At 64.4% G+C, this 18,939-nt stretch carries 14 protein-coding genes and 1 riboswitch; of the genes, 11 read left to right on the forward strand and 3 right to left on the reverse strand.

What is annotated here, in order from left to right; genetic code table 11:
• The first annotated feature begins 47 nt into the window (after nucleotides 1–47).
• The 5 genes from ugpB to ugpQ all read left to right on the forward strand — a co-directional run bounded on the left by ugpB (nucleotide 48) and on the right by ugpQ (nucleotide 5,310).
• The gene (gene ugpB, locus J3485_RS01870) at nucleotides 48–1,382 is read left to right on the forward strand and encodes a sn-glycerol-3-phosphate ABC transporter substrate-binding protein UgpB (RefSeq protein ID WP_374192401.1); all 1,335 of its coding nucleotides are present in this window, start codon (nucleotides 48–50) and stop codon (nucleotides 1,380–1,382) included.
• Nucleotides 1,383–1,528: 146 nt separating this feature from the next.
• Nucleotides 1,529–2,413: a sn-glycerol-3-phosphate ABC transporter permease UgpA gene (gene ugpA / locus J3485_RS01875; RefSeq protein WP_206950905.1), complete on the forward strand. Its 885-nt coding sequence runs from the start codon at nucleotides 1,529–1,531 to the stop codon at nucleotides 2,411–2,413.
• Nucleotides 2,410–3,255 carry a sn-glycerol-3-phosphate ABC transporter permease UgpE gene (gene ugpE / locus J3485_RS01880; protein WP_206950906.1) on the forward strand — a complete coding sequence of 282 codons (846 nt, stop codon included), beginning with the start codon at nucleotides 2,410–2,412 and terminating at the stop codon, nucleotides 3,253–3,255. Before ugpA ends, ugpE begins: the two co-directional genes overlap by 4 nt.
• 19 nt (nucleotides 3,256–3,274) lie before the next feature.
• Nucleotides 3,275–4,360 (forward strand): sn-glycerol-3-phosphate import ATP-binding protein UgpC, encoded by a 1,086-nt coding sequence (locus tag J3485_RS01885; RefSeq protein ID WP_206950907.1) that lies wholly within the window; start codon nucleotides 3,275–3,277, stop codon nucleotides 4,358–4,360.
• 173 nt (nucleotides 4,361–4,533) lie between these two features.
• Nucleotides 4,534–5,310, forward strand: a complete 777-nt coding sequence (gene ugpQ / locus J3485_RS01890) for a glycerophosphodiester phosphodiesterase (protein WP_206950908.1) — start codon at nucleotides 4,534–4,536, stop codon at nucleotides 5,308–5,310.
• A gap of 54 nt (nucleotides 5,311–5,364) precedes the next feature.
• On the opposite strand, the gene J3485_RS01895 is transcribed toward ugpQ, so the two are convergent.
• Nucleotides 5,365–5,742 (reverse strand): ElaB/YgaM/YqjD family protein, encoded by a 378-nt coding sequence (locus J3485_RS01895; protein ID WP_206950909.1) that lies wholly within the window; start codon nucleotides 5,740–5,742, stop codon nucleotides 5,365–5,367.
• 232 nt (nucleotides 5,743–5,974) lie between these two features.
• Nucleotides 5,975–6,697, reverse strand: coding sequence for an OmpW/AlkL family protein (locus tag J3485_RS01900; protein ID WP_206950910.1), 723 nt, complete (start codon nucleotides 6,695–6,697; stop codon nucleotides 5,975–5,977).
• A 187-nt stretch (nucleotides 6,698–6,884) separates the two neighbouring features.
• Between J3485_RS01900 and J3485_RS01905 the strand changes: the two genes are divergently transcribed.
• From J3485_RS01905 to thpR, 4 genes are all read left to right on the forward strand, one after another.
• Entirely contained in the window at nucleotides 6,885–7,598 is a 714-nt protein-coding gene (locus J3485_RS01905; RefSeq protein WP_206950911.1) for a transposase, read from the forward strand.
• Between the two features lie 388 nt (nucleotides 7,599–7,986).
• Nucleotides 7,987–12,687 (forward strand): glutamate synthase-related protein, encoded by a 4,701-nt coding sequence (locus J3485_RS01910; protein WP_206950912.1) that lies wholly within the window; start codon nucleotides 7,987–7,989, stop codon nucleotides 12,685–12,687.
• A gap of 163 nt (nucleotides 12,688–12,850) precedes the next feature.
• Nucleotides 12,851–14,317, forward strand: coding sequence for a glutamate synthase subunit beta (locus tag J3485_RS01915; protein ID WP_206950913.1), 1,467 nt, complete (start codon nucleotides 12,851–12,853; stop codon nucleotides 14,315–14,317).
• Between the two features lie 4 nt (nucleotides 14,318–14,321).
• Nucleotides 14,322–14,921 carry an RNA 2',3'-cyclic phosphodiesterase gene (gene thpR, locus J3485_RS01920; RefSeq protein WP_206950914.1) on the forward strand — a complete coding sequence of 200 codons (600 nt, stop codon included), beginning with the start codon at nucleotides 14,322–14,324 and terminating at the stop codon, nucleotides 14,919–14,921.
• 110 nt (nucleotides 14,922–15,031) lie between these two features.
• Here thpR and J3485_RS01925 read toward each other — a convergent pair whose 3' ends face one another.
• Nucleotides 15,032–16,795, reverse strand: coding sequence for an ABC transporter ATP-binding protein/permease (locus J3485_RS01925; RefSeq protein WP_206950915.1), 1,764 nt, complete (start codon nucleotides 16,793–16,795; stop codon nucleotides 15,032–15,034).
• Nucleotides 16,796–17,150: 355 nt separating this feature from the next.
• Nucleotides 17,151–17,282: riboswitch (TPP riboswitch) on the forward strand.
• A gap of 142 nt (nucleotides 17,283–17,424) precedes the next feature.
• Between J3485_RS01925 and J3485_RS01930 the strand changes: the two genes are divergently transcribed.
• Both J3485_RS01930 and thiS read left to right on the forward strand, forming a co-directional pair.
• Complete coding sequence (locus J3485_RS01930) at nucleotides 17,425–18,621, forward strand: FAD-dependent oxidoreductase (RefSeq protein ID WP_206950916.1); 1,197 nt, start codon at nucleotides 17,425–17,427, stop codon at nucleotides 18,619–18,621.
• A gap of 102 nt (nucleotides 18,622–18,723) precedes the next feature.
• Nucleotides 18,724–18,921 carry a sulfur carrier protein ThiS gene (gene thiS / locus J3485_RS01935; protein ID WP_206950917.1) on the forward strand — a complete coding sequence of 66 codons (198 nt, stop codon included), beginning with the start codon at nucleotides 18,724–18,726 and terminating at the stop codon, nucleotides 18,919–18,921.
• The last annotated feature ends 18 nt before the right edge of the window (nucleotides 18,922–18,939 follow it).

Below are 18,939 nucleotides of genomic sequence, written 5' to 3' on the forward strand. Positions count from 1 at the left end.
GGGCGGCGCGACGCCCAGCTCGACACGGGTTTACCTTAGGAGACTCAATGATGAAAGGTTACAAGACGCTGGTTCGTTCGCTGGCGCTCGGGGGAGCGCTGCTCATCGGCGTAAGCCATGTCGCGTGGGCGGCGACGGAGATTCAGTTTTGGCATGCGATGGAAGCGGCGCTGGGCGAGCGCTTGAACGACATCGCCAACGATTTCAACCAATCGCAAAGCGACTACAAGATCGTGCCCGTCTTCAAGGGCACCTACGACCAAACGCTCGCGGCCGGCATTGCGGCTTATCGCAGCGGCAATGCGCCGGCGATCCTGCAGGTGTACGAAGTGGGCACGGCCACGATGATGGCGGCGAAAAAGGCCGTCGTGCCTGTCACGGAAGTTTTCAAGCAAGCGGGTGTGCCGCTCGATCAAAAGGCATTCGTGCCGACGATCGCGAGCTACTACAGCGACGCCAAGACGGGCGAACTCGTCGCGATGCCTTTCAACAGCTCGACGCCGGTTCTCTACTACAACAAGGACGCTTTCAAGAAGGCCGGGCTCGATCCCAATACGCCGCCCAAGACGTGGGACGAAGTGCGGGCCGATGCCAAGAAACTGAAGGCGTCTGGAATGTCTTGCGGCTTCACGACGGGCTGGCAAGGCTGGATTCAGCTCGAAAACTACAGCGCGTGGCACGCGTTGCCGTTCGCCACCGAGAACAACGGATTCGACGGCCTCGATGCGCAGCTCGAATTCAACAAGCCGCAACAGATCGCTCATATCCAGTTCTTGCAGGATATGGTCAAGGAAGGCACGTTCACGTATGTGGGCCGCAAGGACGAAGCGGTCTCGAAATTCTATAGCGGCGATTGCGGCATCCTCACGAACTCGTCGGGTTCGCTGGCCACGATTCGCAAGTATGCGAAATTCGATTTCGGCACGGGCATGATGCCCTATGACGCGAACGTGAAGGGCGCGCCGCAGAACGCGATCATCGGCGGTGCGAGCCTGTGGGTGCTCGCGGGCAAGGACCCGAACGTCTACAAGGGCGTCGCGAAATTCCTGGCCTACTTGTCTTCGCCGGCCGTAGCGGCGAAGTGGCATGAGGATACGGGCTACCTGCCCGTGACGACGGCCGCTTACGACCTCGCCCGCAGTCAAGGTTTCTATGCGAAGAATCCCGGCGCCGATACGGCGATCAAGCAGATGTTGAACAAGCCGCCGCTGCCTTACACGAAGGGTCTGCGTCTGGGCAACATGCCGCAGATTCGCACGGTCGTCGACGAAGAGCTCGAACAGGTGTGGGCACAGAAGAAGACGCCGAAGGCTGCGCTGGATTCGGCCGTCGCCCGCGGCAACGAGCTATTGCGGCGGTTCCAGCAATCGGCTCAGGAGTGACCGGCCGCGCGCTCTGACGCCGACACGCGCGTTGCGACGTGCGGCGGTCCGCTCCGACCTGCCACGTCGCTACTTGCTTTTCGACCCGTCATTCGCTTTGTTTCAGGCAAGCGAATGACGGTGCGGTACACGACCGACCGACCCCTATGCACGAACGATCCCGTTTTGCTGCGAGCGCGTTGCCTTACCTGCTGATCGCGCCGCAAATCGTCATCACCGCGCTATTCTTTCTCTGGCCGGCCGGCGTCGCGCTTTGGCAATCGACGCAAATGCAAGATGCGTTCGGCACGTCGAGCGAATTCGTCGGTCTCGCGAATTTCACACAGCTATTCGCCGATCCGCTCTATCTCGCCTCGTTCAAGACGACGCTCGTCTTCAGCACGCTCGTCACGGTGTCGGGGCTCGTCATCTCGCTGCTGCTCGCGGCTTGCGCCGACCGCGTGACGCGCGGCGCGAAGGCTTACCGCACGCTGCTCATTTGGCCGTATGCCGTGGCGCCCGCTATCGCCGCGGTGCTGTGGGCATTTTTGTTCAACCCGAGCATCGGGATCATCACCTACGCGCTGGCCAAGGGCGGCATCGTCTGGAACCATGCGCTGAACGGCACGCAGGCGATGACGCTCGTCGTGATCGCGTCGGTTTGGAAACAGGTCAGCTACAACTTTTTATTCTTTTACGCCGGGCTGCAGGCGATTCCGCGCTCGCTGATCGAAGCCGCGGCCATCGACGGCGCGGGGCCCGTGCGCCGCTTCTTCGGCATCGCGCTACCGCTGCTGTCGCCGACCACGTTTTTTCTGGTCGTCGTCAACGTGGTCTACGCGTTCTTCGATACGTTCCCCGTGATCGACGCGGCGACGGGCGGCGGCCCCGCGCAGGCCACGAAGACGCTGATCTACAAGATCTTCACCGAAGGCTTTCAAGGGCTCGACATCGGCAGCTCGGGCGCGCAGTCGGTCGTGCTGATGGCGATCGTCGTCGGCTTGACCGTGATCCAGTTTCGGTTCATCGAACGCAAGGTGCAATACTCATGATCGAAAATCGCAAGGGCTTCGATCTCTTCTGCCATGCCGTCCTGATCGTCGGCGTCGCGCTCGTCGCGTTTCCCGTCTACGTCGCATTCTGTGCCGCGACGATGAGCGAGCACGAAGTCTTCACGGTGCCGCTCTCGCTCGTGCCGAGCACGCATCTGATCGAAAACGTCGTCAACGTCTGGTCGCATGGCAGCGGCAATGCGGCGAGCCCGTTCGGCCGCATGCTGCTCAACAGCTTCGTGATGGCGCTCGCGATCTCCGTCGGCAAGATCGCCGTGTCGATCATTTCGGCTTATGCCATCGTCTTTTTTCGGTTCCCGTTTCGCAACACGGCGTTTTGGCTGATCTTCATCACGCTGATGCTTCCCGTCGAAGTGCGGATCTTTCCGACCGTGCAGGTCGTCTCGTCGATGCATCTCACGAACACCTATGCGGGCCTGACGCTGCCGCTCATCGCCTCGGCGACGGCAACGTTTCTCTTCCGTCAGTTCTTCCTGACGCTCCCCGATGAGTTGATGGATGCCGCGCGCATCGACGGTGCGGGCCCGCTGCGCTTCTTTCGCGACGTGGTGTTGCCGCTGTCGAAGACGAACATCGCGGCGCTGTTCGTCATCACGTTCATCTACGGCTGGAATCAGTATCTCTGGCCGATTTTGATAACGAACCAGCAGTCGCTGACAACGGCCGTCGTCGGCATCAAATCGATGATCGCCAGCGGCGACACCGCGACGGAATGGCACCTCGTCATGGCCGCGACGCTGCTCGCCATGTTGCCGCCGCTCGTCGTCGTCATCGCGATGCAGCGCTGGTTCGTGCGCGGGCTCGTCGACGCGGAAAAATAAACCAAGAGGAATTACGGGCATGTCAGGGCTGACTCTGAAGGGCGTGCGCAAGACGTACGACGGTAAGCAGTTCGTGTTGCACGGCATCGACATCGCCGTGACCGACGGCGAATTCGTCGTGCTGGTGGGGCCATCGGGATGCGGGAAGTCGACGCTGCTGCGCATGGTGGCGGGGCTCGAGAGCGTGTCCGAGGGCGACATCGAGATCGGCGGGCGCGTCGTCAACAAACTCGAGCCGAAGGACCGCGACATCGCGATGGTCTTTCAGAATTACGCGCTCTACCCGCACATGAGCGTGCGGGAAAACATGTCGTATGGGCTCAAGATTCGCGGGATCGCGCGCGAGACGATCGAGGCGCGCGTGACGGCGGCCGCGAAGATTCTCGAACTCGAGCCGCTGCTTGCGCGCAGACCGCGCGAACTCTCGGGCGGCCAGCGGCAACGCGTGGCGATGGGGCGTGCGATCGTGCGCGAGCCGTCGGTGTTTCTGTTCGACGAGCCGCTATCGAATCTGGACGCGAAGCTGCGCGTCCAGATGCGCCTCGAAATTCAACGTCTGCACGCACGGCTTGCGACGACGAGCCTGTACGTGACGCACGACCAAATCGAGGCGATGACGCTCGCGCAGCGCGTGATCGTCATGAATCGCGGCCACGCGGAACAGATAGGCGCGCCGACGCAGGTCTACGAGCGGCCCGCCACCGTGTTCGTCGCGAGCTTCATCGGCTCGCCCGCCATGAACCTGCTCTCGGGCACGTTGAGCCCGGACGGCGCGACGTTCGAAGTGGCCGGCGGCGGCCCCGCGCTGACGGTGGCCGGCGCGGCCGGCGTCGGGCGCGAGATCGCCGGCGGGCGGGAATGGATTCTCGGGATTCGTCCTGAGCACATGGCGCCGCGCGCCGGGTGCGGGCAGGCGTTGCTCGCTGTCGAATCGTGCGAGTTGCTGGGCGCCGATAATCTGATTCACGGCCGCTGGGGCTCGCACGACGTCACCGTGCGGCTCGCGCACGCGCATCGGCCGCAGCGCGGCGAAACCGTGCCGGCCGCGTTGCCGCTCGAGCATTTGCATTTCTTCGATCCGGCAACGGGCAAACGCGCGTTTTGAACGAGCGCTGAACGAACGCGCGTCGCCGGTCCAAGCCGGCGACGCGCAATTCGGTAACTCGGTAACTCGGTAACTCGGTAACTCGGTAACTCGGTAACTCGGTAACTCGGTAACTCGGTAACTCGGTAACTCGGTAACTCGGTAACTCGGAAAGCGGGAGGGACGGCCCAGCCATGACGACAAGCACGACCCCATCGACGGCTCGCCTGTCGGGCTGGCCGTATCCGCGGATCGTCGCGCATCGCGGCGGCGGCTCGCTCGCCCCCGAGAACACGCTGGCGGCGATCGACGTCGGCGCTAGGCGCGGCCTGAAGATGATCGAGTTCGACGCGAAGCTTTCGGCTGACGACGTCGTGTTCCTACTCCACGACGACACGGTCGATCGCACGTCCAACGGCCGAGGCGCTGCCGCGTGCAAGGCTTACGACGAGCTTGCCGCGCTCGATGCCGGGGGGTGGTTCGACGCGCGCTTTCAAGGCGAGCGCATGCCGACGCTCGCGCAAGTGCACGAGCGCTGCGCGGCCCTCGGCCTTGCCGCGAATGTCGAGATCAAGCCGTGCCCGGGCCGCGAAGCCGCGACGGGGCGGCTAGTCGCGCAAGAAGCGGCGCGTCTGTGGCCGCGCGCCGGCGTGCCGCCGCTGCTGTCTTCGTTTTCCCTCGACGCGCTGGCGGCCGCACGCGACGCGCAGCCGGAATTGCCGCGCGGGCTGTTGTTCGGCGCGGTGCCGGTCGATTGGCACGCGCAGACGGACACGCTCGCGTGCGTGTCGTTGCATGCCGATCATCGAAAGCTCGACGCGCGGCTCGTGGGCGAGATCAAGGCGGCGGGGCTCTTCATCCTTGCCTACACCGTGAACGATCCCGAACGCGCGCGAACGCTCGCGCAATGGGGCGTCGATTCGATCTGCACCGACCGTATCGATCTGATCGGCGCGAACTTTCTTTCGTGACGCGCGTGAGGCGCGTGGCGCGCGTTGCATCGAGCGCGCGCCGTCGTTACGACATCAACGGTTGCGCGCGAGCAGCCAACCGGTCAGCAGCGCGACGCCGCCGACGACAGCCATCGTCTCCCACGGGTTTTCACGAACGTAGCCTCGCGCATCGCTGAGCGTGGCGACGGCACGGCCGCGAATCGTCTCGCGTGCACCGTCGAGCCGCGCGCGCGCAGCGTCGAGGCGTTTTCTCATCTGCTCGCGCAAGACGGCGGCGTCGGCCTGCGTGCCGTCGGTCAGCGTTTCTTCCAATTCCGAGAGCAACTCGCGCATTTCGCCGCCGATGTCGTCGGCTGCGTGTCGGCTGTGCCGTGCGATGCGGCGCGCATGGCGTCCGGCGCTGTTCCAAGATGTTTCGAGTGCGTCTCGCGTATTCGGTAGTGCGGTCATGGTCGCTCCGTCGACGATGAATCGCGGGATGAACGAACCCGCGAATCCGATGCGTGGAAAACCACTTAGCCGCAACTTCGGTGCCAGGAATCCAATGCCGCGATGGGCAGTGCCGCGTGGGGAGGGACGCCGCGTAGAAAGTGTATCGGTGCGACTTCTAGACGGTCGAAATTACAACGCCGCCGCATCGGGGCGGCGGCGGATAGGCACGCGTCGAATTTCGAACTAGGCTTTAGAAGGCGTAGCCGATCTTCGCGTAGGTGACGATCGGGTTGAGCCTGATCTTTGCTTGCGATTGAACCGTCAAACCGAATGGTCCGGCGTTCGTCGACGTCAAGTTGGCGGTGACGCTCACCGGGATGTAAGAAATCGACAGGCCGGCGAACCAATGTTTATTGAACGAATAGTTGAAACCCGCGTTGAACACAGGCGCCCAGGAACGATCCGTCGAGACCGAGGTCGGACCGTGCAAGACGTTCGACTCGAACTCGCCGTTCGTGATTTCGGCGTCCGTGAACCAGACGCGCGTGACACCGACGCCGAGATACGGGCGGAACTTGTCCGCGGGGCTCAAGAAGTTCCATTTGACGAGCAGCGCCGGGGACCACAGCTTCGCGCTCCCGAGCTTGCCGAACGCCGAAAGCTGTCCGGTGCCGTCGATGTCGAACTTCGGCGGAATACCGAGTTCCAACTCCGTGGAGATGTGGTCGGTGACGTAGTAGCCGAGGCTGCCGCCGAATGTGTCGGAACTATCGATGCTGGCGCCGGTGTTGGGTTGATAGGCGTTCACGGGTGTGCCGCCCACGCTGAGCAGCTCCAGCGGATCGCTGCTGCTTTGAGGCGCGAAGTGGAACCACCCCGCCGTCACGTAAAACGTCCCGGCCGTTTGGGCATGAGCCGCTTGTGCGCAAGCAAACGCTGCCACGGCCGCTGTAATGGCCTGTTTTAATTTCATCTATGTGCTCCTCCATGAAAGGCCCGCCTATTATGAGTAGAAGGTTTGAAACAAACCAAGCGCGCACGCTAGAGCATTCTCCCTAAGCGGGGCGCGTGTTCTCTCGAAGCCGCGTGCGTCTTCGCAAACGCTCGAAGCGACGCATCGTCCCTTGGGGTAATCACCAACGTACTAAACGGAATCCAGCATGGCACGGCTCGCACGTCTCTACGTCCCAAAACAGCCGCAGCACGTCATCCTGCGCGGACTCGATCAGCAGCCCGCCTTCGTCGACGAGCAGGATTACGAGCTATTCGTCGATTGCTTGAAAGCCGCCTCGCGCGATCATCACCTAGAGGTTCATGCCTACGTCCTCATGCCGGGCGCGGTGCAGTTGCTCGTCACGCCCAATGACGAGACGAGCTTGCCCAAAGCCATGCAGGCCGTAGGCCGTCGCTACGTGGCGCACTTCAACCGCCGATATGCTCGGCGCGGCACCCTCTGGGAGGGACGCTACCGCGCGACGGTCATCGAGGGCGAGCGCTACTTCCTGCTCGCGAGCCGCGTCATCGAGTTGTGTCCCTTGCGGGCCCAACTCGTCGGCGCAGCGGAAGACTATCGATGGTCGAGCTACCGGCATCACATCGGGCTGACCGTCGATAGCCTCGTGACCGACCATCCGCTCTATTGGTCGCTCGGCAACACACCGTTCGAAAGGCAGCGCGCCTACAAGGAACTGTGCGAGCAACCGCTCGACGAGCGCGAGGCCAACGAACTCCAGCAAGCCACGCTCAAGGGCTGGGTGCTCGGCGGCGACTCGTATCGCGAGTGGGCCGCGCGGGCGGCGAACCGGCGCGTGTCGCCGCTGCCGCGCGGCCGGCCCAAGAAAGTGCGGGAGACGCCTCAAACGCCTCAACAGTAGCACGGCATGCGCGATAAAGTCGGACGAAAGCGTTCGCCCGGCTTCGCTCTTGCATGGGGCGCAAACGACGGCACCCGGCGGTGCCGTTTTTGTTTGCCCCATATTGATGCGACCCCAATAAATAGGCACAAAATCGATGCGCCCTGTTTAATAGGGTCTTATCATCACATTTTGTTTGCTATTCCTTTGATTCGTCGCGTATATTCCGATTTCCGGCGGACGCCCGAGCCATAAGCTCGGTCTGCCGACGCGGTGCCTCCCATCCCCCGGCCATACGCGACAAGTGCAGTACTCGATGCGAACCGCCTTTAGCGCTGCGATTCGCGCCGAATACTGCACTCAACCTCATGCGAACGGCCGCTACGGCCTCTGATAGACGGTGTCCCCTATGAACGACCAACAACCGATCCATTCGGTCCCCGCCGCCCAAGGTCTGTACGACCCAACGAACGAGCACGATGCCTGCGGCGTCGGCTTTGTCGCCCATATCAAGGGCCAGAAGAGCCACGGCATCATTCAGCAAGGTCTGAAGATTCTGGAGAATCTCGATCACCGGGGCGCCGTCGGTGCCGATCCGCTGATGGGCGACGGCGCGGGCATCTTGATTCAGATCCCCGACGCGTTCTATCGCGAAGAGATGGCGCGCCAGGGCGTGACGTTGCCGCCGGCCGGCGAGTACGGCGTCGGCATGATCTTTTTGCCGAAGGAGCACGCGTCGCGTTTGGCCTGCGAGCAGGAACTCGAGCGGACGGTGAAGGCGGAAGGGCAGGTGGTGCTCGGCTGGCGCGACGTGCCCGTCGACCACGCGATGCCGATTTCCCCGGCCGTGAAGGCGACCGAGCCCGTGATCCGCGAGATCTTCATCGGCCGCGGCCGCGACATCATGGTGACCGACGCGCTCGAGCGCAAGCTCTACGTGATCCGCAAGACGGCGAGCCACCGCATTCAGGCGCTCAAGCTCAAGCACGGCAAGGAGTACTTCGTGCCGTCGATGTCGGCGCGCACGGTCGTCTACAAGGGGCTGCTGCTGGCGGGGCAAGTGGGCGTCTACTACCGCGACTTGCAGGACGAGCGCGTGGTCTCGGCGCTTGCGCTCGTGCACCAGCGCTTTTCGACGAACACGTTCCCGGCGTGGGAACTCGCGCACCCGTACCGGATGATCGCCCACAACGGCGAGATCAACACCGTCAAGGGCAACGTCAACTGGCTCAACGCGCGCACGGGCGCGATCGCGAGCGCCGTGCTCGGCGACGATCTGCCCAAGCTGTGGCCGTTGATCTACCCGGGCCAATCCGATACCGCATCGTTCGACAACTGTCTCGAGCTGCTCGTGATGGCGGGCTACCCGCTCGTGCACGCGATGATGATGATGATTCCCGAGGCGTGGGAGCAGCACACGCTGATGGACGAGAACCGTCGCGCGTTCTACGAGTACCACGCCGCGATGATGGAGCCGTGGGACGGCCCCGCCGCGATCGCGTTCACCGACGGCCGTCAGATCGGCGCGACGCTCGACCGTAACGGGCTGCGTCCGGCGCGCTACATCATCACCGAGGACGATCTCGTCATCATGGCGTCGGAATCGGGCGTGCTGCCGATTCCCGAATCGAAGATCGTCAAGAAGTGGCGCCTCCAGCCGGGCAAGATGTTCCTCATCGACATGGAACACGGCCGCATCATCGGCGACAAGGAACTGAAGGACAACCTCGCGAACGCGAAGCCGTACAAGAGCTGGATCGACGCCGTGCGCATCAAGCTCGACGAGATCGAGCCGAAGGCCGAGGACGTCGCGACCGAGCGCCGTGAGGCAGCGGCGCTGCTCGATCGCCAGCAGGCGTTCGGCTATACGCAAGAGGACGTGAAGTTCTTGATGGCGCCGATGGCGCAGCAAGGCGAGGAGGCGATCGGCTCGATGGGCAACGATTCGCCGCTCGCCGTGATGTCGAACAAGAACAAGACGCTCTACCACTACTTCAAGCAACTTTTCGCACAGGTCACGAATCCGCCGATCGACCCGATCCGCGAGAACATGGTGATGTCGCTCGTCTCGTTCGTCGGCCCGAAGCCGAACCTGCTCGACACGAACAACATCAACCCGCCGATGCGGCTCGAAGTGTCGCAGCCGGTGCTCGACTTCAAGGACATCGCGAAGATCCGCGCGATCGATCAGTACACGGGCGGCAAGTTCAGCTCCTACGAGCTCAACATCTGCTATCCCGTCGCCTGGGGCAAGGAAGGGATCGAGGCGCGGCTCGCGTCGCTGTGCGCCGAGGCCGTCGATGCGGTCAAGTCCGGCTACAACATGCTGATTGTTTCCGATCGCCGCACCGACCGTGACAACGTCGCGATTCCCGCGCTGCTCGCCACGGCCGCGATTCACACGCACCTCGTCTCGCAAGGGCTGCGCACGAGCACGGGCCTCGTCGTCGAAACAGGTTCGGCGCGCGAGGTTCACCACTTCGCGCTGCTCGCAGGCTACGGTGCGGAAGCGGTGCACCCGTATCTGGCGATGGAAACGCTCGCGCAAATGGCGCACGGGCTCAAGGGCGATCTCTCGCCCGAGAAGGCCGTCTACCACTTCACGAAGGCGGTCGGCAAGGGCCTGCAGAAGGTCATGTCGAAGATGGGCATCTCGACCTACATGTCCTACACGGGTGCGCAGATCTTCGAAGCGGTCGGGCTGGCCGGCGATCTCGTCGAGAAGTACTTCAGGGGCACGGCCTCGAAGGTGGGCGGCATCGGCCTTTTCGACGTGGCCGAGGAAGCGATTCGCCTGCACCGCGAAGCGTTCGGCGACAGCCCGGTGCTCGCGAACATGCTCGACGCCGGCGGCGAGTACGCCTATCGCGTGCGCGGCGAGGACCATATGTGGACGCCCGACGCGATCGCCAAGCTCCAGCATTCGACGCGCAGCAACTCGTACCAGACCTACAAGGAATACGCGCACTTGATCAACGATCAGACGCGTCGTCACATGACGTTCCGCGGCCTGTTCGAGTTCAAGGTCGAGCCGACGAAGGCGATCGCTCTGGACGAAGTCGAATCGGCCAAGGACATCGTCAAGCGCTTCGCGACGGGCGCGATGTCGCTCGGCTCGATCAGCACCGAAGCGCACGCGACGCTCGCGGTCGCGATGAACCGCATCGGCGGCAAGTCGAACACGGGCGAGGGCGGCGAGGACGAAAACCGCTATCGCAACGAGCTGCGCGGCATCCCGATCAAGAACGGCGACACGCTCGCTTCCGTGATCGGTCCTGAAGTGGTGCGCGACATTGCGCTCAAGGACGGCGATTCGCTGCGCTCGAAGATCAAGCAGGTGGCATCGGGCCGCTTCGGCGTGACGGCCGAGTATCTGGCCTCGGCCGACCAGATCCAGATCAAGATGGCGCAAGGCGCGAAGCCTGGCGAAGGCGGTCAGTTGCCGGGCCACAAGGTGTCCGAATACATCGGCAAGCTGCGCTACTCGGTGCCGGGCGTCGGCCTGATTTCGCCGCCGCCGCACCACGACATCTATTCGATCGAGGACTTGGCGCAGCTCATCCACGATCTGAAGAACGTCAATCCGGTTTCGAGCATTTCGGTGAAGCTCGTCTCCGAAGTGGGCGTCGGCACGGTGGCCGCGGGCGTTGCCAAGGCGAAGGCCGATCACGTCGTGATCGCCGGCCATGACGGCGGCACGGGCGCATCGCCCTTGTCGTCGGTCAAGCATGCCGGCACGCCGTGGGAACTCGGTCTTGCCGAGACGCAGCAGACGCTCGTGCTGAACCGCCTGCGCGGCCGTATCCGCGTGCAGGCCGACGGTCAGATGAAGACGGGCCGCGACGTCGTCATCGGCGCGCTGCTGGGCGCCGACGAGTTCGGCTTCGCGACGGCTCCGCTCGTCGTCGAGGGCTGCATCATGATGCGCAAGTGTCATCTGAATACCTGCCCCGTCGGCGTCGCAACGCAAGATCCGGTGCTGCGCGCGCGGTTCCAGGGCCAGCCCGAGCACGTCGTCAACTACTTCTTCTTCGTAGCCGAGGAAGTGCGCGAAATCATGGCGCAGCTCGGTATTCGCAAGTTCGAAGACCTCATCGGTCGCGCGGACCTGCTCGACATGAAGAAGGGCATCGAGCATTGGAAGGCGAAGGGACTCGACTTCACGAACGTCTTCTATCAGCCGCAGGTGGCGAACGAAGTCGCGCGCAAGCACGTCGAGGAGCAGGATCACGGCCTGTCGCGCGCGCTCGATCACACGCTCATCGAGAAGGCGCGCGCCGCGATCGAGAACGCCGAGCACGTCTCGTTCATTCAGCCCGTGCGCAACGTCAACCGCAGCGTCGGCGCGATGCTCTCGGGCGTGATCGCGAAGAAGCACGGCCATGACGGGCTGCCCGACGACTCGATCCACATCCAGTTGAAGGGCACGGCGGGGCAGAGCTTCGGTGCGTTCCTCGCGCGCGGCGTGACGCTCGATCTCGTCGGCGACGGCAACGACTATGTCGGCAAGGGGCTTTCGGGCGGGCGCATCATCATCCGCCCGACGAACGACTTTCGCGGCAAGTCGGAAGAAAACATCATCTGCGGCAATACGGTGATGTACGGGGCGCTCGAAGGCGAAGCGTATCTGCGCGGCGTGGCGGGCGAGCGCTTCTGCGTGCGCAACTCGGGGGCGAGTGCCGTCGTCGAGGGCACGGGCGATCACGGCTGCGAATACATGACGGGCGGCACCGTCGTCGTGCTCGGCGAGACCGGCCGCAACTTCGCGGCGGGCATGTCGGGCGGCGTGGCGTTCATCTACGATGCCGACGGCACGTTCGCGAGCAAGTGCAACAAGGCGATGGTGGCGCTCGAGCCCGTGCTGCAGCAGGCCGAGCAAGAGCGCACGGTCGATCGCGGGTTGTGGCACCTCGACCTGACCGACGAAGCGGTGCTCAAGGGCCTCGTCGAGCGGCACTTCCAGTTCACGGGTTCGCCGCGCGCAAAGGCGCTGCTCGAGAACTGGGACGCGTCGCGCCGGCAGTTCGTCAAGGTCTTCCCGACCGAGTACAAGCGCGCGCTCGGCGAGTTGGCTGCCAAGAAGGCCGCCAAGGAGGCGATGGCCGCCTAACGCTGGCGCGTGAAGCGACTGCCGCACGCAGGCGCCGCGCTCGTAAGACGCGCGCCCTGACATGACCCCGCGGCCGGCGAAGCAGGCTGCGCGCTCGATTCGGATGCGCGCGCGACTTGCCGGCCCACCCCGATATCGACGATTTTGGAAAGAAGAGCACCTTATGGGCAAGGCAACCGGTTTTCTCGAGTTTGAGCGCCGCCACGAGCACTACGAGGCCCCGCTCGCCCGCGTGAAGCACTACAAGGAATTCGTGCTCGCGCTTACCGACGACGACGCGAAGATTCAAGGCGCGCGTTGCATGGACTGCGGCATCCCGTTCTGCAACAACGGCTGTCCCGTCAACAACGTCATTCCCGACTTCAACGACCTCGTTTATCACCAGGACTGGCAGCGCGCGATCGACGTGCTCCATTCGACGAACAACTTCCCCGAGTTCACGGGCCGCATTTGCCCGGCGCCGTGCGAGGCGGCGTGCACGCTCGGGATCAACGCCGACCCCGTCGGCATCAAGTCGATCGAGCACGCGATCATCGACAAGGCCTGGAGCCAAGGCTGGGTCGTGCCCCAGCCGCCCAAGAAGAAGACGGGCAAGAAGATTGCCGTCGTGGGTTCCGGTCCCGCCGGCATGGCGGCTGCACAGCAGCTCGCGCGCGCCGGCCACGAGGTGACCGTGTTCGAGAAGAACGACCGGATCGGCGGCCTGCTGCGGTACGGCATCCCCGACTTCAAGCTCGAGAAGTGGCTGATCGACCGGCGCATGCGCCAGATGGAGGCCGAGGGCGTCACGTTCCGCACGAACGTGTTCATCGGCAAGGAGCCGCTGCCGGCGCACATCGGCAACACGGCGAAGGAAACGATCACGCCCGAGGCGCTCAAGGAGCAGTTCGACGCGGTCGTGATCGCGGGCGGCGCCGAGACGCCGCGCGATCTGCCGGTGCCAGGGCGCGAGCTCGCCGGTATCCATTTCGCGATGGAGTTCTTGCCGCAGCAGAACAAGGTCAACGCCGGCGACAAAGTGGTCGATCAACTGCTCGCGAAGGGCAAGCACGTCGTCGTGATCGGCGGCGGCGATACGGGCTCGGACTGCGTCGGCACGTCGAACCGGCACGGCGCGAAGGGCGTGACGCAATTCGAGTTGCTGCCGCAGCCGCCCGAAGAGGAGAACAAGCCTCTGGTCTGGCCGTATTGGCCGATCAAGCTGCGCACGTCGTCGTCGCATGAGGAAGGCTGCAGCCGCGACTGGTCGGTCGCGACCAAGCGCTTCGAAGGCAAGAACGGCAAAGTCGAGAAGCTCATCGCCGCGCGCGTCGAATGGAAGGACGGCAAGATACAGGAAGTGCCGGGCTCCGAGTTCGAAATCAAGGCCGACCTCGTGCTGCTCGCAATGGGCTTCACGCAGCCGGTCGCACCCGTGCTCGACGCCTTGCGCGTCGACAAGGATGCGCGCGGCAACGTGCGGGCATCGACCGAGGGCGAGCGCGCCTACTACACGTCCGTCGACAAGGTGTTCGCGGCGGGCGACATGCGCCGCGGGCAATCGCTCGTCGTCTGGGCGATCCGCGAAGGCCGCCAATGCGCGCGCGCCGTCGATGCCTACTTGATGGGCAGTTCGGAGTTGCCGCGCTGATCGTATGATTGCGCGCGAGGCCGTCGACGACGATTGGCATCGCTGCTTCATCGCGCTCGTGCCCGATGCGGTCACGCGCGATGCGTTGGCGGCGATGCCCGTCGGCACGGCCGCACGGCGTATCGGCGTCGACCAGCTTCATATGACGGTGGCGTTTCTCGGCAGCGTTCCACCCGAGCAGGGCGCGCAGCTTGCGGCGCGGTTGGGCTCGGTCGTGGCGCCGTTGCCGGCGCAACGCGCTCAGTGCAGCGAATACTGGCCGAGCGCGGCGCATCCGCGGCTCGTGGTCGTGCCGTTTGCTGGGGAAGATGGGCTGGCCACGCTCGAAATGCGTGTGCGCGAGCTCGTCGCCGGGCTTGGCTTGCCGATCGACGATCATCGTCCTTTTCGGCCTCACATTACGCTGGCGCGCTTCGCTCGTTCGGCGCGGCCCGCGCGCGAAGCGGCCGTCGGCCGAGTGCGTTCCTCAGCCGGGTCGCCGCCCGACGCGGCGAGGCTCCAAGTCATTCCCCGTTTCGATACGCTGACGCTCTATTCGAGCACGCTCGCGCGGCACGGCGCGCGCTACCGTGCGCTCGCCTCGGTAGGCGTGCCGCCGGTTTGATGCGCGGCACGGTTCGTCTGTCGGCGGCGCTCGCTTGCCTGTACCGCATAGCGGTTATTCATTCACCTTATCGCTGCCGAAACAGCATCGTCATGGACGCCCTTGCGTCTTTACGCGACGGCGCGCTCATCGGCGCGCGCGATGTCGAGCACATGCTCGTGCATTGCAACGAGCGATTCACGGTGGGCCACGCTGACGATCGCCGTGCCCGGCAGCCGGTCGACGAGCAAGCGGTAAACGTGCGCTTCGTTCGCGGGATCGAGCGCACTCGTCGCTTCGTCGAGGAACAGGAAGTCGGGCTTGTGCAGTAGCGCGCGCGCGGCGGCCAGGCGTTGCTGCTCGCCCGGAGACAGCACGCGCGTCCAATGTGCCGATTCGGTCAGACGCTCCACGTAGTCATCGAGGCGACAGGCGCGCAGTGCATCGGCGCAGGCTTCGTCGGAGAACGCATCGCCCGGTGACGGATAGGTGAGCGCTGCCTTGAGCGTGCCGATCGGCAAATAGCTCTGCTGCGGCACGAACATCGTGCGGGCGCCCACCGGTGCGTCGATGGCGCCGTCGCCGAACGGCCAGAGCCCGGCGAACGCGCGCAGCAGCGTGCTCTTGCCGGCGCCGGACGGGCCGCGCACGAGCCAGCGCGAGCCTGGCTTCACGGTGACGTTGGCGATCGAGGCAAGCGGCGTGCCGTTGGGTAGTGCGAGTTGCAGGTCGTTCGTCGTGAGCGTGTTCGCATCGACGTAATGCAGATTGATGCCGCCGTGCTCGGTAGCGGGCGACACCGATTCGCGCAGATGCGGGCTTTGGATCACGCGGCCGAATTCACGCAGACGATTGACGGTGGCACGCCATTCGACGAGCGACGAGTAATTGTTGATGAACCAGGAGAACGAATTGCTGACGGTGCTGAAAGCGTCCGCGATCTGCATCAGCACGCCGAAGGTGAAGGCGCCCGCGAAGTATCGAGGAGACGCGACCAACGTAGGGAAGATGATGGCTGCCTGTCCGTAAAAGATCGATGCGAAATTCAGGCGGCGCGTGTACTTCATGACGCGCCACCAATTATCGCGAATCCGCGCGAAAACATTCAGCGCGCTGCCTTCTTCGGTCCGCATGCCGTCGTACAGCGCAATCTGTTCGGAGTTTTCGCGCAGGCGGATGAGCCCGAAGCGGAAGTCTGCTTCAACGCGTTGTTGCTGGTAGGTGATCGAAACGAGCGGGTGAGCCACCTTATGAATCACATAGGACCCGGCGATCGCGTAGATGGCGGCTACCCACACCATATAGCCCGGTATCGTCCAGCTCGCGCCGGCGAGCTTGAGCGTCAGCGGGCCGGCGATGGTCCAAAGGATTGTAATGAACGAGAACAGCGTGACGATCGTCGACAGGATGCCGAGCGAGAGCTCGAGCGTGTTCGAGGCGAACGATTGAAGATCGTCGCTGATCCGCTGGTCGGGGTTGTCGGCCAGCCGATCGCGCTCGATGCGATAGAACGCGCGTTCGCCTAGCCATGCTCGCAGATACCGGTTGGTCAGCCACTGGCGCCAGCGGAACTCGAGCATCTGACGCAGGTAGACGCGATAAACAGCCAGGGTGATGAAGATGAAGGCCGCGATGACGAACAGCGTGAGCTGACGCCAGAATTGCGGAACGTCTTTCGACACCAGTGCATTGTTGAACTTCGCGGACCACTGGTTGAACCAAACGTTGATCGCGACGATGACCAGATTGATGACGATGATCGTCACCAGCAAGCCCCAGGCGGCTTTCCAGTCCTCCGATACCCAGTACGGCTTGATGAGGCCCCAGGCCGAGGCCGAAAGGGTGGGGGACGGCGAGTCGTCGCGCGCAGGGACGGGGGTGAGGGACGCAGTCATAGGGGTTCCGAACGGTGTTTCCGAATCAGGTGCGCGACTCGACGACAGGGGCGCGCGCCTCGATGTCTTGTCGCCGCGGATTGTTGCGCGAGCCTCTTAAACGAGCCTTAACGAGTCTTTACGGCCAACCGCGCTCATTGCCCATCGCTTAGCGCCGCACCGTGCTCGAAAGCAGGCCATGTGCCGCACTGGCAAGGGACGTGATCGGCGTGCCGTGATCGGACATTGTGCCAGAGAGCGACGCGGCGCCCTTCCGCACGCGTGCGACGATGGGAGAAAAAAAGGGCGCGCTCATTGCGGTGCGGCCGCTCGTCGCGCGTTTGCGGGCGCTCGGTCTTTTATGGTCTAATGGCCGACGACGAAACAGGGGTGCTTCGCACTGTTGCAGGTGGCTCGTACGACGTTTGCCGTACTAGCGCGAGGCTGAGAGAGACCCTTCGCACCCGATCCGGGTAATACCGGCGCGGGAAGTTTCGGGAACGCTTTGCGTTGGACGCCGCTTTCGCGGGTCGTCCTCCCCGCCGGGCTCCGCTCGCGTCTTGTCGACGCCGCGCGCCCGGCCGGCCTCACCGGCCGGTTTCGTCCTTGTGTACGTGCGCTCGCTTGGCCGTACGAAAAGGATCGATCCGATGACCGCCCAATCTTCAGTTGTTTCAACCGGAACGCCGTCGCTGCCCGATTTCGCCGTGCTCGGCGGGGGCCTTTGCGGCCGGCTCGTCGCTTGGCGGCTCGCCGGCGCCGGCCATCAGGTCGCACTCTATGAACGTGGCGACGCCTCCGGTTCCGCTTCCGCCGCATGGGTTGCGGCCGCGATGCTGGCGCCGCTCGCGGAGGCGGCCGTGGCCGAGCCGCTGATCGTCGAACTCGGCGCGGCGTCGCTCGACGAGTGGCCGCGCATCATCGCGGCGCTGCCCGAGCCCGTGTTCTTTCAGCGCAACGGCTCGCTGATCGTTTGGCACCACGCGGACCGCGCGGAGGCGTCGCTGTTCGAGCGCCGCGTGCGAGCCAACGCGCCGGCCGCGCTGCTCGCCGACGGCGGGTTCGCGCGCGTCGACGGCAACGCGTTGGCCGCCGCCGAGCCCGCGCTGGCGGGACGTTTCGCGACGGGGTGGCTGATGCCGCGCGAGGGCCAGCTCGACAACCGCCAGGTGTTGCGTGCGCTTGCCGCCGGATTGGCCGAGCGCGGCGTGGTCACGCATTGGAATACGAGCGTGGACGACCTTGCGCGGCCGCGTGCGCGCGTGACGATCGATTGCCGCGGGCTCGGCGCGAAACCGGTGCTGCCGTCGCTGCGCGGCATTCGCGGCGAAGTGGCGCGCGTGAAGGCGCCCGGCATCGGGCTCACGCGTCCCGTGCGACTGCTTCACCCCCGCTATCCGATCTATTTGGCGCCGAAAGAGGACGACGTCTATGTCGTGGGCGCCACCGAGATCGAAGGCGAGGATATGTCGCCCGTCAGCGTGCGCTCCGCCCTCGAACTGTTGAGCGCCGCGTTCGCCGTTCATCCCGGCTTCGGCGAGGCGCGTATTCTCGAACTCAATACGCAGTGCCGCCCCACGCTGCCCGATCATCGTCCCTCGATTACGTGGGACGGCGCGCAAACGCTGAGCGTAAATGGACTGTACCGGCACGGCTATATGATCGTGCCGGAGGTGTCGAGGGCGGCCGCCGATCTGGCCGCCGCGCTGCTGACGGGACAGGTGAAAGATGCCGACGCGTTCGGCGCGCTGCGTGAAGCGTCGCCCTGGGCGACGATGCTCCATTGCGCCGCGTCGCAAGTGAAGCTCCCATCGGGCGCGCCGCTCATGCCGGTCGCCGGCGTGTGACGGCATGCCCGCTGTCGGAACGAATCCCCTGCGCCCCTAACGCTCGAGCCGCTGTTTTTTAGTCATAGTCAACATCGTCAAACGCGAAACGTACCGCTGATCATGGATGTTCAAGTCAACCAAACTCCGTTGTCGCTGCCCGAGCAAGCGACGCTCGCCGACGCGCTGTCGGTTTTCGGCGCGCGTCCGCCATTCGCCGTCGCGTTGAACGGCGAATTCGTCGCGCGCGGCCAGCATGCGGCGCGGGCCTTGCGGGCGGGCGACAAGATCGACGTCGTCCATCCCGTGGCGGGCGGTTGAGCGTCGCCCGGCTTTTCG

Origin of the sequence: Trinickia acidisoli, assembly GCF_017315725.1 — a bacterium.
GTDB classification, from domain to species: domain Bacteria; phylum Pseudomonadota; class Gammaproteobacteria; order Burkholderiales; family Burkholderiaceae; genus Trinickia; species Trinickia acidisoli.

Coding starts and splice junctions, on each gene's coding strand:
- J3485_RS01930 (WP_206950916.1), top strand. CDS start 17,425: ATGACCGCCCAATCTTCAGTTGTTTCAACCGGAACGCCGTCGCTGCCC.
- J3485_RS01895 (WP_206950909.1), bottom strand. CDS start 5,742: ATGACCGCACTACCGAATACGCGAGACGCACTCGAAACATCTTGGAAC.
- ugpE (WP_206950906.1), top strand. CDS start 2,410: ATGATCGAAAATCGCAAGGGCTTCGATCTCTTCTGCCATGCCGTCCTG.
- thpR (WP_206950914.1), top strand. CDS start 14,322: ATGATTGCGCGCGAGGCCGTCGACGACGATTGGCATCGCTGCTTCATC.
- ugpB (WP_374192401.1), top strand. CDS start 48: ATGATGAAAGGTTACAAGACGCTGGTTCGTTCGCTGGCGCTCGGGGGA.
- J3485_RS01900 (WP_206950910.1), bottom strand. CDS start 6,697: ATGAAATTAAAACAGGCCATTACAGCGGCCGTGGCAGCGTTTGCTTGC.
- J3485_RS01910 (WP_206950912.1), top strand. CDS start 7,987: ATGAACGACCAACAACCGATCCATTCGGTCCCCGCCGCCCAAGGTCTG.
- J3485_RS01915 (WP_206950913.1), top strand. CDS start 12,851: ATGGGCAAGGCAACCGGTTTTCTCGAGTTTGAGCGCCGCCACGAGCAC.
- J3485_RS01885 (WP_206950907.1), top strand. CDS start 3,275: ATGTCAGGGCTGACTCTGAAGGGCGTGCGCAAGACGTACGACGGTAAG.
- J3485_RS01905 (WP_206950911.1), top strand. CDS start 6,885: ATGGCACGGCTCGCACGTCTCTACGTCCCAAAACAGCCGCAGCACGTC.
- ugpA (WP_206950905.1), top strand. CDS start 1,529: ATGCACGAACGATCCCGTTTTGCTGCGAGCGCGTTGCCTTACCTGCTG.
- ugpQ (WP_206950908.1), top strand. CDS start 4,534: ATGACGACAAGCACGACCCCATCGACGGCTCGCCTGTCGGGCTGGCCG.
- thiS (WP_206950917.1), top strand. CDS start 18,724: ATGGATGTTCAAGTCAACCAAACTCCGTTGTCGCTGCCCGAGCAAGCG.
- J3485_RS01925 (WP_206950915.1), bottom strand. CDS start 16,795: ATGACTGCGTCCCTCACCCCCGTCCCTGCGCGCGACGACTCGCCGTCC.